This window comes from Glaciimonas sp. Gout2 (assembly GCF_035018905.1).
In the GTDB taxonomy this organism is placed as follows: domain Bacteria; phylum Pseudomonadota; class Gammaproteobacteria; order Burkholderiales; family Burkholderiaceae_D; genus Glaciimonas.
Genome location: NZ_JASJXA010000021.1, coordinates 22,883 through 40,163, shown reverse-complemented (window position 1 = coordinate 40,163; position 17,281 = coordinate 22,883). Strand labels below are relative to the sequence as shown.

The 17,281-nt window shown below is 50.6% G+C and carries 8 protein-coding genes; 5 read left to right on the top strand and 3 right to left on the bottom strand.

All coding sequences use genetic code 11. The features are described 5' to 3' along the window. Position 1: 1 nt before the first annotated feature. Genes cysD through cobA form a run of 3 tightly spaced genes read left to right on the top strand, consistent with a single transcriptional unit; the run spans position 2 to position 3,101 of the window. Positions 2–937 (top strand): sulfate adenylyltransferase subunit CysD, encoded by a 936-nt coding sequence (cysD, locus tag QN379_RS14825; protein WP_322236590.1) that lies wholly within the window; start codon positions 2–4, stop codon positions 935–937. Continuing rightward, positions 937–2,268 (top strand): sulfate adenylyltransferase subunit 1, encoded by a 1,332-nt coding sequence (locus QN379_RS14820; protein ID WP_323506976.1) that lies wholly within the window; start codon positions 937–939, stop codon positions 2,266–2,268. The genes cysD and QN379_RS14820 overlap by 1 nt, the downstream gene beginning before the upstream one ends. Positions 2,269–2,294: 26 nt before the next feature. Further along, entirely contained in the window at positions 2,295–3,101 is an 807-nt protein-coding gene (gene cobA, locus QN379_RS14815) for a uroporphyrinogen-III C-methyltransferase (protein ID WP_323506975.1), read from the top strand. 132 nt (positions 3,102–3,233) lie between these two features. Here the strand turns inward: cobA and QN379_RS14810 are convergent, their stop codons facing one another. The 3 genes from QN379_RS14810 to lptF all read right to left on the bottom strand — a co-directional run bounded on the left by QN379_RS14810 (position 3,234) and on the right by lptF (position 6,013). Further along, positions 3,234–3,602, bottom strand: coding sequence for a CbiX/SirB N-terminal domain-containing protein (locus tag QN379_RS14810; protein WP_322236584.1), 369 nt, complete (start codon positions 3,600–3,602; stop codon positions 3,234–3,236). Between the two features lie 141 nt (positions 3,603–3,743). After that, positions 3,744–4,883: an LPS export ABC transporter permease LptG gene (gene lptG / locus QN379_RS14805; protein ID WP_322236582.1), complete on the bottom strand. Its 1,140-nt coding sequence runs from the start codon at positions 4,881–4,883 to the stop codon at positions 3,744–3,746. Continuing rightward, positions 4,880–6,013 (bottom strand): LPS export ABC transporter permease LptF, encoded by a 1,134-nt coding sequence (gene lptF, locus QN379_RS14800; RefSeq protein ID WP_323506995.1) that lies wholly within the window; start codon positions 6,011–6,013, stop codon positions 4,880–4,882. Before lptF ends, lptG begins: the two co-directional genes overlap by 4 nt. 37 nt (positions 6,014–6,050) lie before the next feature. Here lptF and QN379_RS14795 point away from each other — a divergent pair, with 37 nt between their 5' ends. Beyond that, a complete protein-coding gene (locus QN379_RS14795) occupies positions 6,051–7,562 on the top strand; it encodes a leucyl aminopeptidase (RefSeq protein ID WP_323506974.1) in 1,512 nt (503 codons plus the stop codon). A gap of 835 nt (positions 7,563–8,397) precedes the next feature. Continuing rightward, complete coding sequence (locus tag QN379_RS14790) at positions 8,398–17,244, top strand: GH36-type glycosyl hydrolase domain-containing protein (protein ID WP_416348552.1); 8,847 nt, start codon at positions 8,398–8,400, stop codon at positions 17,242–17,244. The last annotated feature ends 37 nt before the right edge of the window (positions 17,245–17,281 follow it).

The following is a 17,281-nucleotide window of genomic DNA, read 5'->3' as shown; positions in this document are numbered from 1 at the left end:
CATGAACACTGCAGTAGAAAAACTTTTTCTCGATAACGCCAGTGACCGCCATCTCGACTGGCTGGAATCTGAAGCGATTCACATCATGCGCGAAGTGGCGGCGGAGTGCAGTAATCCGGCGCTGCTTTTTTCTGGTGGCAAAGACTCAGTAGTCATGTTGCGGATCGCCGAGAAAGCCTTCCGTCCAGGCAAATTTCCGTTCCCTTTGGTGCATATCGACACCGGCCATAACTTTGCAGAAGTTATCACTTTCCGCGATAAAAAAGTTGCGGAACTGGGTGAGCGCCTGATCGTTGGTTCGGTCGAAGATTCGATTCAACGTGGCACCGTACGTCTGCGTAATCCACTCACTGACTCACGTAATGCTGCCCAAGCAGTGACTTTGCTCGAAACGATTGCCAAATATAAGTTCGATGCTTGTATCGGTGGTGCGCGCCGCGATGAAGAAAAAGCGCGCGCCAAGGAACGTATCTTTTCGTTCCGTGATGAATTCGGTCAATGGAATCCAAAAGCGCAGCGTCCTGAACTGTGGGATCTGTATAACACCCGCGTGCATCCAGGTGAAAACATGCGCGTGTTCCCTATTTCCAACTGGACTGAACTCGATGTCTGGCAATACATTGCGCGCGAAAAGCTTGAATTGCCGCCGATTTATTTCGCGCATCAACGTCAGGTCATTCCACGCAACGGCCTGTTAGTGCCGTTGACCGATCTGACACCGGCCAAAGAAGGCGAAGTAGTCGAAATGCGCGAAGTGCGATTCCGCACGGTGGGTGACATTTCATGCACCTGCCCGGTTGCCTCCGACGCGACCACGGTTGAGGCCATCATTGCCGAAACCGCGATCACACAAATTACTGAACGTGGCGCTACGCGCATGGACGATCAGACATCGGAAGCATCGATGGAAAAACGCAAAAAAGAAGGATATTTCTAATGAACGCCGCAGTGTCTGAAAAAAATCTAGTGAATATTCAACCATCAAAGCAAGAACGCGGTCTGTTGCGCTTTATCACAGCTGGCTCAGTGGATGATGGCAAAAGCACGTTAATTGGCCGACTATTGTTCGACAGCAAAGGCATTTTTGCCGATCAGCTGGATGCGATGTCACGCGCCAAACACAAGCGCACAGTTGGCGACACCATCGATCTGTCCTTATTGACGGACGGACTGGAAGCCGAACGGGAACAAGGGATCACAATTGATGTTGCGTACCGCTACTTCGCCACACCAAAACGCAAGTTCATCATTGCCGACACACCTGGACACGAGCAATACACTCGCAACATGGTTACCGGCGCATCGACGGCTGACGCGGTCATCATTCTGGTAGACGTCTCAAAAGTAAAACTTGGCGATGATGGCAGCGTTGAATTGCTGACGCAAACCAAACGCCACTCGACCATTGCGCATCTGCTACAGATCGAACACGTGATTGTCGCCGTGAATAAAATGGATTTGGTCAACTACGATCAAGCCGTGTATGACCGCATCGTTGCTGCCTATATGGACTTTGCCAAACAGCTTGGTTTGAAGGATATCCATGCAATACCACTGTCGGCACTGGCTGGCGACAACGTGGTGGTGGCTGGCGACAAGATGCCGTGGAACAAAGGGCCGACTTTGATTACCTTGTTGGAGTCGCTGAGCGTCTACGACGAATGTCACGATGAGCCGTTTCGTTTCCCTGTGCAACTGGTGGCACGTCACAACGGCCACGAAGCCAATGACTTCCGCGGTTACATGGGTCGAATCGAAGCTGGTAAAGTCAGCAAGGGCGACAAACTGACCATCCAGCCAAGCGGACAAAGCGCGACGGTTAAAGATATTCTGGTATTTGAAGGATCGCTGGAGTCAGCTGCAGTCGGTCAGTCAGTGACGCTATTACTAGAAGAACATCTGGACATATCACGTGGTGACATGCTGGCCTCCGTTGACCGCGCACCGGCATTGCTGAAAACACTCAGCGCCGATCTGTGCTGGTTGTCAGAGGACGCACTCGACCTGCGCCGTAAATACTGGATTAAGCATACGACCAAGCAAACTGGTGCACGCATCACTAAAATTGATACGCTGCTGGATATCAATACGCAAGAACGTCGTACAGCCGACACACTGAAGCTGAACGATATTGCGCGGGTTTCTTTGACAGTACAGCAACCGATTGCAGCGGACTCATACGATGCAGTAAGAGCGACTGGTGCGTTTATTTTGATTGACGAAGTGACGCATCAAACCGTCGCGGCTGGCATGATTCGTTTCGACTGACGTAGACCACAGACGCAAACTTGATCATGCAATTCACTTCTACCTCCACTACGAATGCCTCCAATGTTGAATCTGCCGCAAGCAGCTTCGGCAAGGTGGTGTTAATCGGTGCCGGACCCGGCGCTGCTGACCTCATCACCGTGCGTGGCGCCCGTGTTCTGGCGCAAGCAGACGTGGTATTGCATGATGCTTTGGTCACGCATGACATGCTGGCGTTATGTCCACAAGCAATCAAAATTCTGGTCGGTAAACGTTGCGGCCAGCTATCAACGGCGCAGCAGTTCATCAACAAGCAATTGGTTGATAACGCTAAAAAATATTCACTGGTTGTACGCTTAAAGGGTGGCGACCCGATGTTATTTGGTCGCGCAGACGAAGAGTTGCGGGCATTGGAAGCGCATGGAATTGAAGTGGAAGTCGTGCCGGGAATTACCGCAGCTTTGGCTGCTGCGGCGTCTGCACAACAGCCATTAACCAAGCGTGGCGTATCTCGTAGCGTTGCCTTTTTTACATCGAGCACGGCACCAGATGAGGCTGATCAAACCACCATTCCGAATTGCGATACGTTAGTGCAATACATGGGTGGCCGTGAAGCCACCGCTACCGCGCAACGTTTGCTGGCGCAGGGACGCCCTCCATCAACACCTGTCGTTGTCGTTGAAAATTGTAGCAGGGATAACGAGCGTATTTTTAGGTTGGAACTGAACCAGTTAGAAGTTGGATTGACGCAGTGTGAAGGACCTGTTTTGGTAATGATTGGCGAGGCTTTGGCGGAGCGGGTTGGAAAGGTAATCCCGACTGACGATGCGCTCTGCAATCAAAACGTGGCTTAGTTTTTTGAATCCTCTTTGGTGCGGCATCCGGTCAAAATAAAATAAAATCTCACACCAGATGATTCTGTACAAAGTTATTTGGACTTTTACTTAGCACCGTAAAGTAGCTTCCAACAAACTCATCCTAAAAATCTACAAGCTCCCCACACAATAGCGCGCAATCGCATCCAACACTTCTGGCTGCTCACCAACGGCTTCCGCCACCGTGATCATCGTCCCCGGATATTGGGCCTGAGCCTCAACAACCAACAACGGCAAGTCACGCTTTACATGGCCGCCCTGCCCCAAAAACACCGGCACAATACTAATTTCAGTTATGCCATCCGCAGCACATTCTGCCAATACCTCGGGCAAGCGTGGTGTCATCAACTCCAGAAAAGCCAACACGACTCTTACATCCGGTAATTGTTGCTGCGTGATTTTTTGCAGACGTTCAAACGGCTCCACCCAACTTGCCGCGCGCGCGCCGTGCGCGAACAAAATTAATGCTTGTTTTTTCATATATATGTCGCCTCCCGGCCAATATTTGTGTGACTAGTGTTGCGAAAGAATGTTGTGAATACTTGCCATTAAGGCAAATATTTAAGTTCAAAAAACAGCCAAATAACTAAAATAATTGATTAAGGCAATCAATTCATAAAGCTAATGTCGCTCAACCCGCGACAAGGCCCCTATCGCCGCCATCAAGAACAATATGCTTGGCACGGCCGCGGTAATCAACGGCGGCCAGGTATTGAGCAAACCCAGATGCGAGAACAAACTGTTCACCAGCTGGAAGCTGAGACCAATCATAATACCGGTAAAAATCTTCAGACTAACGCCACCCGCACGGAAATGCAGATAAGCAAACGGCAACGCGAGCGCCATCATGACAAATATCGATAACGGATAGATGACCTTCTTCCAGAATGCAATTTCATAGCGCTCAGTATGCTGATTGTTTTCAGCCAGATGCTTGATATAGGCATGCAAATCAAAAGCAGACATCCGGTCCGGGTCGGCAAAGAGCACCGCCAGAATTTCGGGAGTGATTTCGGATATCATTTCTTTCGATGCGACTTTCTTCGTCGCAATCGCTGTGTTGATCGTATCGGCCAATGTCCCTGCACCGTTCGCAAAATCGGTCTGCACAACATCACTCAACCGCCATAGGTGCGAACCGGCGTACACGCTATGATCCGCCAGGATAATCGAAGTGAGGTGGAAATTATGGTCAAATTCATAGACTTTAACGCCTCGTAGCTCACCATTTGGCAGGATGTCGTGAATATTAATAAAACGCGATCCGATAATCTCACCGGTGAGTCCACCTGACTTAATCACGTCCTTACTCCACAACCCCGACTTAAACTCTTGCGAAACCGATGCGCCTTTGGCGCCTAGCTTCAGCTTTTCGGCAAATTCAGCACTTTTCGGCGCAACGAACTCACCAATCAATACCGTTGCGACCACAAACAGAATGCCAATTTTAAATAACATCCACGCGGTCATCTTGGTCGACATGCTGGAAACCCGCATGATCGTGAATTCAGAATGAGCGGCGAATTGCGAAAGTGTATAAATCGTGCCGATCAAAACAGCAATCGGCATTAATTCGTAGGCGTAGCTCGGCAATCCCAGCAAAACAAAACCGAACGCGTGTTGTAACTTATATCCACCGCGACCGACCGATTGCAGTTCACCCATCAAATCGAAAAAGGCAAACAGCGCCAGAAACGCGGCCAGTGCAAACAATACCGAGCGCACAATCTCTGTGGTGAAATAGCGTTGTAAGACTTTCATGACGCCGCCGATTTCTTAAGGATACGAGCGTGCTTGATCGCCGACCAGACAACTAAAGGATGGTAGCGACTATTCACCTTGAGGCGCCACGAGAACAGGAACAAAATCAGCCCTAAAACCACCACATGCACCGGCCATAAGGCCGTCAGGAACGATAATCGCCCTTGTACTACGGTGGCCTGGAAAAAACTTACCATATTGCTGTACGTTACAAATAGTAAGAGTGCGATGATCAGGCTGGCAGAACGGCCGACGCGGGGATTCACAAAACTCAATGGAATCGCTAGTAACATCAAGCACAAAGCCATCATCGGCAACGACATCCGCCAAAGCAATTCACCCATATTAAAATTATTCGGGGTTTTCAGTAGCGCTATGGTCGGCAAAGCGCGTGACGACTTATCACCACTTAATGCCTGCGATTCACTGGCGACCAGCGTCCCGTAGCGCTCAAACTCCATAATACGGAAATCGCTCTGCGTACTGACGCTGTCATACCGACGACCCTGAGACAAAATCAGAAATTTATCGCCCTTTTTATCTTGCTCAATCGTGCCCTCTTTAGCAATGACGATACTGTTCTTGCCCTCAGTCTGGGTGTTAATAAAAACGTTTTTAACTTTATTACTATCTCCGGAAAATCCCTCAACGAAGAAAATACGATTGCCGGTCGATGACTCCTGAAACTTGCCGGGAGAGACTTTCGATAAGTCCTCGCGTTTCTCGAAGCGCTCCCGATACTCTGCGCTTTGCGTGTTAGCCCACGGTGTCGCGACGAAACTGAGAAGAGCCGTCAAGACGACAATCGGCAAGCCAAACAGCAATACCGGCTTAATCCAGCGCGTTAAACTGAGGCCAGATGCAAACCAGACCACCATTTCTGAGTCCTGATAACTGCGGGTAACCACGAGAAGCACAGAAATATAGCCAGTTAAAATCAATATGATCGGCAAATAATTTAGCGCCTGAAAGCCGATCAGAGCAATGACATCTGCGGATGCGATTTGGCCACCAGCCGCTTGTCCAAGAATCTTGATCAACATGACGGTGATGGTTATTGTGAAGAGCGTGGTGAACACGGCGCCTGCCGTACTCAACAATTCGCGTCGAAGAGCGCGCTGAAAAATCATGGGGGGACTATAATTGAGGATCGATAAGGAGTAACTGATGGACTTTAGCATAAAAACACACGACGCAAAAACCTCAATTGCCACACTCAAATCCGGCTGTATCGTAGTCGGGGTCTTCGAAAACAAAAAACTAACACCACAAGCACAAGCACTTGACAAAAGTGGAGAAATTACTGCTGCGCTAAAGTCTGGCGATATTTCCGGCAAACCCGGCTCAACGTTACTTTTACGTAAAATCAATGGCACCGCTACCGAGCGCGTTTTACTCATCGGATTAGGACCTGAAGGCGATATCTCCGACAAAGTTATTTCCATGGTTGCGCTATGCGTTGCACGGGTAGCATCAACTCTCGGTGCGAACGATGCGGTCATTGCGTTGCCTTACACAAGTATTAAAGAGCGTAATCAAGCGTGGGGTATTCGCACCACGGTTCAAGCGCTACGCGACAACGACTATCGTTGTGACGGATTGAAAAGTAAGAAAGAGTCCACCCCAACGGGCGTGAAGAAATTCGCGTTTCTTGCGACCGCTGTCCAACTAACAGCCGCTAAAGAGGCGCTAGCCCAAGCTGTCGCGCTTGCTAACGGCACTGATCTGACCAAAGACCTGGGCAACCTGCCCGGCAACTTTTGCACACCGACCTATCTCGCTAACACTGCCAAGAAATTGGCAAAAGAGTTCAAGCTTGAAGTCGAAGTACTCGACCGTAAACAGCTGGAAGCCCTCAAAATGGGTAGTTTTCTGTCAGTCGCACGCGGGAGTGATCAGCCACCCAAGTTCATTGTGCTGAAACATCTCGGCGGCAAGGTTAAAGATGCACCAGTCGTTTTGGTTGGTAAAGGCGTGACATTTGACTCTGGCGGGATTTCACTCAAAGCTGGTTTGAGCATGGATGAAATGAAATACGACATGTGCGGTGCAGCCACGGTATTGGGCACATTGCGCGCCATTTCTGAGATGGAGCTCAAATTAAACGTGATCGGGGTCATTGCCGCGACCGAAAACATGCCTTCTGGCAGTGCGACCAAACCGGGCGACGTCGTCACGTCAATGTCCGGCCAAACCATCGAAGTACTCAATACCGATGCTGAAGGCCGTCTGGTCTTATGCGATGCGTTGACCTACGTCGAACGTTTCAAACCAGCCGCGGTAGTCGATATTGCCACCTTGACAGGCGCTTGCGTGACTGCACTTGGTCATCATAACTCCGGCTTGTTCACGCGCCACGACGATGCACATGACATATTGGCAAATGAATTGTTAAGCGCAGGTAAAGCGACCGGCGACACGGCGTGGCGTATGCCGATTGAAGACAGTTACCAAGAGCAATTAAAGTCGAACTTTGCCGATATGGCAAATATCGGCGGCTCAGCTGGTGGCAGTATCACGGCGGCTTGCTTTTTGGAGCGCTATACCAAAAAGTACACTTGGGCGCATTTGGATATCGCTGGAACTGCATGGAAAGGTGGCGCTGCTAAGGGCGCAACCGGCCGTCCGGTGCCTCTGCTGACCAACTTCCTGATAAATCGGGCAGCGTTAGCCAAATAAAGTTAATTACCGAAAGGAATTAATTCAGGCAACATTGAAAAATGTTGCCAAGAAAAAATAGGCGCTCAACATCAGGTTGAGCGCCTATTTTCATATTACACTGCCACTAAAGCCTCATCGGGCATTGGTCGTGGATCGTCGGTAATTCAGGCAATCCTTCAAAACATTTCCGCACGAGGCAACTAGCGTATCAGCGTTGACCAGTCACTCAACGTGTTATATCCCGAACTTCTCGCGTCAAGTCTAGCCATTCTTCATCCTGTTGAGCAAAATTGTCATCTTGCTTTACTTTTTAATACCTGTAGGATTATGGTCATTAAGACCACTTTTAAAGGTCTTTTTGTAACCACAATAAGCCGACAATTTTGATCGTGCATCTCATCATGTCCCGAGTTCTTGGGATTGTTTGCTATATACGCAATATATTATTCGCCATACTTATTAGTGCAATTTAAGCAATTACTTTCATTAACTGCTAAAAAAATCACATTACTGGCATCTACTACTTCAGACAACAAAATCCGTTAAACCACGTACAAGATCAGGCAACAGCGATGATAAAATTCCTTCATTTTAGTTGCTTTTAAAATAACAAAGTACCATAACTACTCTGCACAATCTAGCGCTGTGGCCGCAACAGCAGAGGCAAAAGAGTCCCTTGTAGCATCCAGAATATTCAGAAAGGATCACTGAATTGAAAGCATATTTCAACAACTTGCTAGATAGACTGGAGCAGCATGTCCGTCATTTTACGGATCGCTTCGGCACCAACGCCACCCTATCCAAAACCGCCGACGAACGACCTTTACGTGCGGAATTATTCAGTGCGTTACAAATGGAACAGCATGGCAAACTACTCGCCACTGATCATCAGATCAATCTTCAGATGACTCCCGATCAACTGCTGCCGCGTCTGGCCGACAACGAGCGCGTTTTAATGTACGCCTGCAATCTGCTGATTGAATCCGTTAAGAGCAAACGCCAGATCACGCCAGCAGCAGAATGGCTACTGGATAATTTTTATTTAATCGAAGAACAAATACGCACCGCCAAACGCCATCTCCCCAAAAACTACAGTATGGAATTGCCGCGCCTGTTAAAAGGATCATCGGCAGGATTTCCGCGCGTCTATGATATTGCCTTAGAAACAATTTCTCACGGTGATGCCCGCGTCGATCCTGAAAATTTAAGTCGCTTTGTCGCCGCCTATCAAAAAATCATGCCGCTTAAAATGGGCGAATTGTGGGCGATTCCCATCATGCTTCGATTGGCGCTCATTGATAATCTGCGGCGCGTCGCGGCGCGCCTCGCCATCGGAAGCCAGCACCGTAATCTGGCTGATTCGTGGGCCGACCAAATGACAGAAGTAGTCGAGACCGATCCTAGTAGCCTGATTCTGGTGATCGCCGACATGGCCCGCTCAGATCCCCCGATGGTGGGATCGTTCGTGGCGGAACTAGCGCGCCGCCTGCAAGGTCAGGGACCGGCGCTGGCATTGCCGCTAACGTGGATAGAACAACGTCTTTTGCAATCCGGCGATACCGTCGAACAACTGGTGCTAACCGAAATACAGCAACAAGCCGCCGATCAGGTATCGATTAGTAACAGCATCGGCAGCCTACGCTTTCTGGCTACGATGAACTGGCGTGAATTTTTCGAGACCATGAGTATCGTGGAACAGACCCTGCAAACTGATCCACTAGAAGTGTATGGAAAAATGGATTTCGGCACCCGGGATCAATACCGCCATAGCGTTGAACATATTGCCAAACACTCACATCTGACCGAGTTCGAAGTGGCGCAACAAGCGGTGGCACTGGCTCAGGAAGCGGCCGCCCGCTTGTCCAGTAGCGAAGATAGTCCAGAAAGCTCAAATCGAACAGAGAATAACAATTACGTTGGTAATATCGACCCACGTAAAGCGCACATCGGCTATTACCTGATTGATGAAGGTCTGCTGCAAATCGAAAAAATCGCTGCCGTCCGCAGCCATGGCCTTGATCGCTTTCGTAAATCGGCCAGTCGCATGCCGTTGCGCATGTATCTTGGCGGAATTGCCATCCTCACGACGCTCCTGACCGCCGGTTTGTTGTACCACGTCTATATTTATGCTTACCCGCTTCACGCCAGAAAGTGGGAGCTGCCAATCATCGCCGTACTGGCGCTCATCGCCACCAGCCATCTTGCGTTGGCTTTAGTGAACTGGCTGGCGACCTTACTCGCCAAGCCACAAAGGCTTCCTCGCATGGATTTTTCGGAGGGAATTCCGGGAGAAGCCAGAACCTTAGTCGCCGTGCCCAGCATGTTAATGCATGCTGAGGGTGTCGACGATTTATGTGAAGCATTAGAAGTACGTTTTTTGGCAAATCGTGATCCACATTTGCATTTTTGCCTGCTGACTGATTTCCGTGATGCATCTACTGAAAGCCAGCCAGAAGATACGTTACTGCTGCAAATTGCCGAACAACGCATCAATGAACTCAACGAGAAATATAACCCGCAAACCCACAATACTTTCTTCCTCTTTCATCGTCCAAGGCGTTGGAATCCACAAGAAAATATCTGGATGGGCTACGAACGCAAGCGCGGCAAGCTGGCGCAGTTAAACGCTTATCTGCGCGGCGCTGAACGCTCTTCCTTTATGCGCATTGTCGGCAAGCCCGAAGTACTATCCAACATCAAATACGTCATCACGCTGGATACCGATACACTGTTACCGCGTGATGTTGCATGGCAACTTTCCGGCGCAATGGCGCATCCGCTCAACACGCCGTTTTATGATCCGGCGCTGCATCGGGTTACCGCGGGATATGCTATTTTACAACCGCGTATCGCCAATAGTTTACCTGGCAGCAATACCTCTTATTACGCGCGTTTGTACGGAGGCGAATCCGGCATCGATCCTTATACCCGCGCCGTCTCCGATGTGTACCAGGATTTATTTAAAGAAGGATCGTTCATCGGCAAAGGCATTTACGATGTCGATGCGTTTGAACATGCGCTGACTGACCGCCTTCCCGAGAATCAGATTCTTAGTCATGACTTGCTGGAAGGCTGTTATGCGCGCTCGGGCTTACTGTCGGATATTCAACTATATGAGGAATATCCCAACCGCTATGGCACCGACGTTAGCCGTCGCCATCGATGGATCCGTGGCGATTGGCAAATTGCTGGCTGGTTACGGCCACGCGTGCCAGCGTCGGACAAGTCGACACCACGCCAACCCAACTTTTTATCGACTTTGTCGCACTGGAAAATATTCGATAATCTGCGCCGCAGCCTAATTCCGAGTGCACTATTTCTGTTGCTTATTTTAGGTTGGACGATCTTCAATGCGCCACTTTTCTGGACTGTCACGGTCATCGGGATTATCGTTTTACCGTACATCATTGGTTCGATTCTCGATCTCTTGCGCAAACCCAAAGACGTATTATTACGGCAACACTTAAAAGCTGTCTTTGATAGCGTGGTGAATTACCTGATCCAGGCCTTACTGACACTTGCATTTCTTCCCTATGAAGCGTGCTATAGCATTGATGCCATTCTCCGCACTATTTGGCGCATGCTGATATCGCACCGCCGCATGCTGGAATGGAATCCTTCCAGCGAAATCAGCCGCCACAGCGCCAACGACATCTTCAGTAGTTTCAGGGCTATGTGGATGGCACCGCTGCTGGCCGTGGCGATTGCGGTCATCGTGATCGTGACCTATCCGCGCGCATTATTTACCGCAGCGCCTTTGCTGGTGCTGTGGATCATCGGACCGGCAATCGCGTGGCGCATCAGCCTGCCGCAACAACCTACAAAATCACAACTGACGAGAGAGCAATACCGGTTTTTGCGTAACCTGACGCGCAAAACATGGGCTTTTTTTGAAACCTATGTCGGCCCTGAGGACAACTGGCTTCCGCCCGACAACGTTCAGGAGCAGCCGGTGGCAGTGGTTGCGCACAGAACCTCGCCGACCAATATCGGGATGGCATTACTGGCTAATCTTGCGGCCCATGATTTTGGCTACATCCTGATCGCGCAATTGCTGGAACGCACCGATAACACCGTGCGCACACTTCTCACATTAGAACGCTATCGGGGCCATTTCTATAACTGGTATGACACACAATATCTCAAACCACTTCAACCGATGTATGTCTCCACGGTCGATAGCGGCAATCTGGCTGGCCATCTACTGACATTGCAAGCCGGGCTGAATGCATTGAACGATCAACCGATCATCGGCCATCAATGGCTGCTGGGACTGTGGGATACGCTCTCTATTTTGGGCGAAGCAATCGATGCTGCGGAAGATTCAAAAGACAAAGCAGCGAACGAACGCATTGCGTTTCATCTGGAGTTAGCGAGCGCATGCGCATCGCCACCGATCAGCCTCAATTCATTACAGCGCATGCTTGAACGATTAACTGATGGGGCATTGGCAATCGAGAGTGCACTCCACGCTGGCCAAAGTTCCGAAATCAGTTGGTGGTCACGGACGCTGGTGCATCATTGCCGCGAAGCCAGCGCAACGCTGGCATGGCTAACGCCGTGGATGATGTTGCCGCAACATGCACACAGGATGACTGAGTTGCCGCACCTCAATCACATTCCAACTCTGCGCGATCTGCTATCCCTTGAAACGCGATTACAGGAAGCCGAGCATAAAGTATCTGCTGCACTGACTGAAAACGACGATGTTTTAATGACCTTAACCAACGCATCAGGGATACGTACTGCAGAGAAAAATGCGCAGTTAACGGATATTTATGCCAGCGTAGCGGTCGCTGCACAACGTGCCTCCAAGTACATTAAAACGATTGAACGGCTGACGCTCGAACTGCGGGAAATGGCCCAGATGGAATACGAGTTTCTATACGATCGCGCCAGTCACTTACTCGCAATTGGTTACAACGTCAGTGAACGTCGCCGCGATGCAAGCTATTATGATTTGCTGGCGTCGGAGGCGCGTCTTTGCAGTTTTGTCGCTATTGCGCAGGGTCAGCTTCCACAGGAAAACTGGTTCTCGCTAGGGCGCCAACTCACGACCGCTGGCGGCGCACCGATCCTGCTGTCATGGAGCGGCTCAATGTTCGAATATTTGATGCCACTGTTAGTAATGCCGACGTTTGCCAACACGCTACTCGACCAAACTTATCGCTCTGCCGTTAAACGCCAGATCGACTATGGCGCACAGATTGGCATGCCTTGGGGAATTTCGGAATCCGGTTACAACGCTTTCGACGCCAACCTGAACTACCAATACCGTGCGTTTGGTGTGCCCGGATTAGGCCTTAAACGTGGATTAGCGGACGATCAGGTTATTGCCCCTTACGCATCCGTATTGGCATTGATGGTCGCACCTGAACAGGCTTGCGTGAACCTGCAACGACTGACAGCGGACGGCTTCCAGGGAAAATATGGCATGTACGAAGCCGTCGACTATACACGCTCACGACTTCCCCGCGGTCAGTCGCATGCACTGATTCGGTCGTTCATGGCGCATCACCAAGGGATGAGTTTACTGGCCCTAACCTATCTGTTGCTGGATCAGCCCATGCAGCAGCGCTTTGGTTCAGACCCGTTATTTCAAGCCACCATGTTATTGCTGCACGAGCGCGTACCAAAGGCCAGTGCGTTCTACTCAAACAGTCATGAATTAGCGGAAATTCGCACTGTTGCGGCTAGCACGCAAGAGATGCCGGTTCGTATACTCGGCAGTGCGAATACACTGATTCCAGAAGTCCAGTTGCTATCAAATGGTCGATATCACGTGATGGTCAGTAATGCCGGTGGCGGCGCCAGCCGTTGGCGCGATCTAGCCGTTTCACGCTGGCATGAAGATACTACCTGCGACAATTGGGGAACCTTCTGTTATGTCCGTGACCTGATAAGTGGTACTTATTGGTCTAGCACTTTCCAACCAACCCGCAAACTGGCACAGGATTATGAAGTCATCTTCTCCGAAGGTCGTGCTGAATTCCGTCGTCGCGATTCGGGCGAGGGCTATGATATCGAGATGCATACCGAAATCGTCGTTTCTCCGGAAGACGATATAGAACTCCGGCGCACCCGCATCACCAATCGCTCGCGTAATCGCCGCTCAATCGATATCACCAGCTATTCTGAAGTCGTATTAGCACCAGCCGCCGCCGACAGCGCCCATCCGGCCTTTAGCAATCTGTTCGTCCAGACCGAAATTCTGCCTGATCAGCGTGCCATTCTATGCACCCGGCGGCCCCGTTCCATTGATGAAAAAATGCCATGGATGTTTCATCTAATGGCAGCGCACGGTGCCAAAATCGATATCATTTCCTACGAAACAGATCGTATGCAATTTATCGGTCGCGGCCGTTCCATTAATGCCCCTCAAGCCATGCTCAACCAGGATCCGCTGTCAGGCAGTCAAGGTTCAGTACTCGATCCTGTGGTGGCGATCCGCTATCGGATTACGCTGGCGGCAGAACAAACCGTCACCATCGATATGGTCACCGGTGCCAGTGAAACAAGAGACGTTTGTCTCACGCTGATCGATAAATATCAGGACCGACATCTTGCCGACCGGGTGTTTGATTTGTCATGGACCCACAGCCAAGTCATATTACGCCAGATTAATGCAACAGAAACAGATGCCCAGCTTTATGGCCGATTGGCAAACTCAATTATCTATGCCAATAGCGCGCTGCGCGCTGATGCCAGCATATTGATCAAAAATACGCGTGGTCAGTCAGGACTGTGGAGTTATGCCATTTCCGGGGATTTACCGATCGTCCTGCTACAAATTAAAGATGTCGCCAACATCGAACTGGTAAGACAACTGGTACAAGCCCACTCTTACTGGCGACTGAAAGGGCTAGCGGTCGATCTGGTGATCTGGAATGAAGACCACGCTGGTTATCGACAATTGCTACAAGACCAAATTATGGGCTTGATTGCCGCCGGTATCGAAGGCCATGTGATAGATCGGCCTGGCGGTATTTTTGTCCGGCCCGGCGATCAAATTGCTAATGAAGATCGCATCTTGCTGCATTCAGTGGCGCGTATTGTGCTGACCGATAGCGGCGGTACGCTAGCCGAACAGATCAACCGTCGCAGCGTTATAGAAAGCCGGGTTCCGCGCTTGACTGCGAGCAGAAGTCCAGCTGCACAATCAGTTAGTCGAAGCGACAACACCAATCAGTCAGTCAGTCCGCTGATTCAACGTAGCGATCTTATTTTGACCAATCCGTATGGTGGCTTCACGCCGGATGGCCGGGAATATATGATCACCACCGGCGAAAAACAACAAACCCCAGCGCCATGGGTTAACGTGCTGGCGAATGCTGAATTCGGTACCATCGTTTCCGAAAATGGGATCGCTTATACATGGGGCGAGAACGCCCACGAATTCCGCCTGACGCCGTGGCATAACGATCCCGTCAGCGCATCAAGCGGTGAAGCATTTTTTCTTCGGGATGAGGAGACAACCGAATATTGGTCGCCGACGCCGCTCCTATCAACTAATTCATCCTCGCATGGTGCAGCCAACCAACTTTCTACACCTTACGTGACCCGCCACGGTTTTGGATATAGCGTATTTGAGCACATAGAAAATGGCATCGCATCCGCGCTCTGGGTGTACGTTGCAACAGACGATTCGGTCAAATTTTCGGTACTCAAATTACGTAACGATTCCGGTCGCACGCGTAAATTATCGGCAACCGGTTACGTTGAATGGGTGTTAGGTGATTTGCGTGAAAAGTCGATGATGCATGTCGTCACCGAAGTAGACCCTAACAGTGGCGCTATTTTTGCACAGAATGCCTACAACACTGAGTTCAACCAGCGTGTCGCCTTCTTCGATGTCGATGATCCTAATCGCACACTCACTGGTGATCGGACTGAGTTCTTAGGACGCAACGGTTCTCTACAACAACCACAGGCGCTGGAACGGACGCATTTATCGGGAAAAGTAGGCGCGGGACTGGATCCGTGTGCTGCCTTACAAGTGCCCTTTACGCTCGCCGATGGCGAGAACCGGCAACTGGTCTTCATGCTTGGATTATCCAAAAACGGCAGCGCCGACGCCAGCGCTCTGGTGCGCAAACTGCGCGGAACAGCGGCGGCCCAAAGCGTTCTGGATGCCGTGCATCGTTATTGGGATCAAACGTTGGGTGCGGTACAAATTGACACGCCAGATCCTGCACTCAATGTACTGACTAACGGCTGGCTCATATATCAAACCATCGCCTGCCGACTCTGGGCACGCAGCGGCTACTATCAGTCCGGTGGCGCTTTTGGGTTCCGCGACCAATTACAGGACGTTATGGCATTGGTCCATACGCAGCCCCATTTATTACGTGCCCATCTATTACTTTGCGCAGCCCATCAATTTGTCGAAGGCGACGTTTTACACTGGTGGCATCCACCGTCTGATCGCGGCGTACGCACCAAATGCTCCGATGACTTTTTATGGCTGCCGCTCGCAACGTGTCGCTACATCATTGCGACCGGCGATACCAATATTCTGGACGAAGTAGTACCTTTTATCGAAGGCCGTCTGGTCGGCGACAACGAGGATTCGTATTACGATCTTCCTACGCGCTCTTCCAAGTCAGCCAGTTTGTACCAGCATTGCACGCGCGCGATCACCCACGGTTTGCGCTTTGGTAGCCACGGACTGCCTTTGATCGGATCATGCGACTGGAACGATGGAATGGACAAAGTGGGCGAACATGGGCGCGGCGAAAGCGTTTGGCTAGGATGGTTTCTATACGACGTATTAACTGTTTTTTCCGGCATCGCCATGCAACATGGTGACACAGCTTTTTCTGATCTCTGCACATCGGAAGCCCAAAAACTGCAAACCAATATTGAAACCAACGCCTGGGATGGCAACTGGTATCGCCGCGCTTATTTCGATGATGGCACGCCGCTCGGCTCCGTCAGCAATCCCGAATGTCAAATCGATGCCATCTCCCAAAGCTGGGCCGTGATATCCGGCGCGGGCAATCCTGAACGTTCCCAAAAAGCCATGGACGCGGTCGATCAGCGTTTGGTGCGGCGCGATGCCGGCCTCATTCAGTTGCTTGATCCTCCATTCGACAAATCACCACTCAATCCAGGCTACATTCGTGGATATGCTCCTGGCGTACGTGAAAACGGCGGCCAATACACACACGCTGCGATCTGGACCGTCATGGCCTTTGCTACGCTCGGCGACCACCGCCGTGCATGGGAACTGCTCGCCCTGATCAATCCAATTAACCACGGACAGAGTGCAGAAAAAATCGCGATTTATAAAGTCGAACCGTATGTTATTTCCGCCGATGTATATGGCGTGGCACCGCATATCGGGCGCGGTGGATGGAGTTGGTACACTGGTTCGTCAGGCTGGATGTATCGCCTCATCACGGAGTCGCTACTCGGCCTGAAATTAGAAAAGGATCAACTCTCATTCAATCCATGCATGCCCGCAGAATGGTCAACCTTTTCGATGCGTTATCGTTACGGCAGCACGCCTTACCAAATCAGTATTACCCAACACCAAGATGGAGAAGCCGCTGTCAGCATTGACGGCATGCTGCATCAGGGCTCCGCGTTTACGTTAGCCGACGATCAGAAAGAGCATGTGGTCGACATCAGGATTGTCAGAGCTGCTGCGGCTCTCAGCAACAACGATGGCAATACTACGGATGATGTCGCCACCTAGTAACGTAGACATAACGCTACGTTGCGCATCTCAAAGA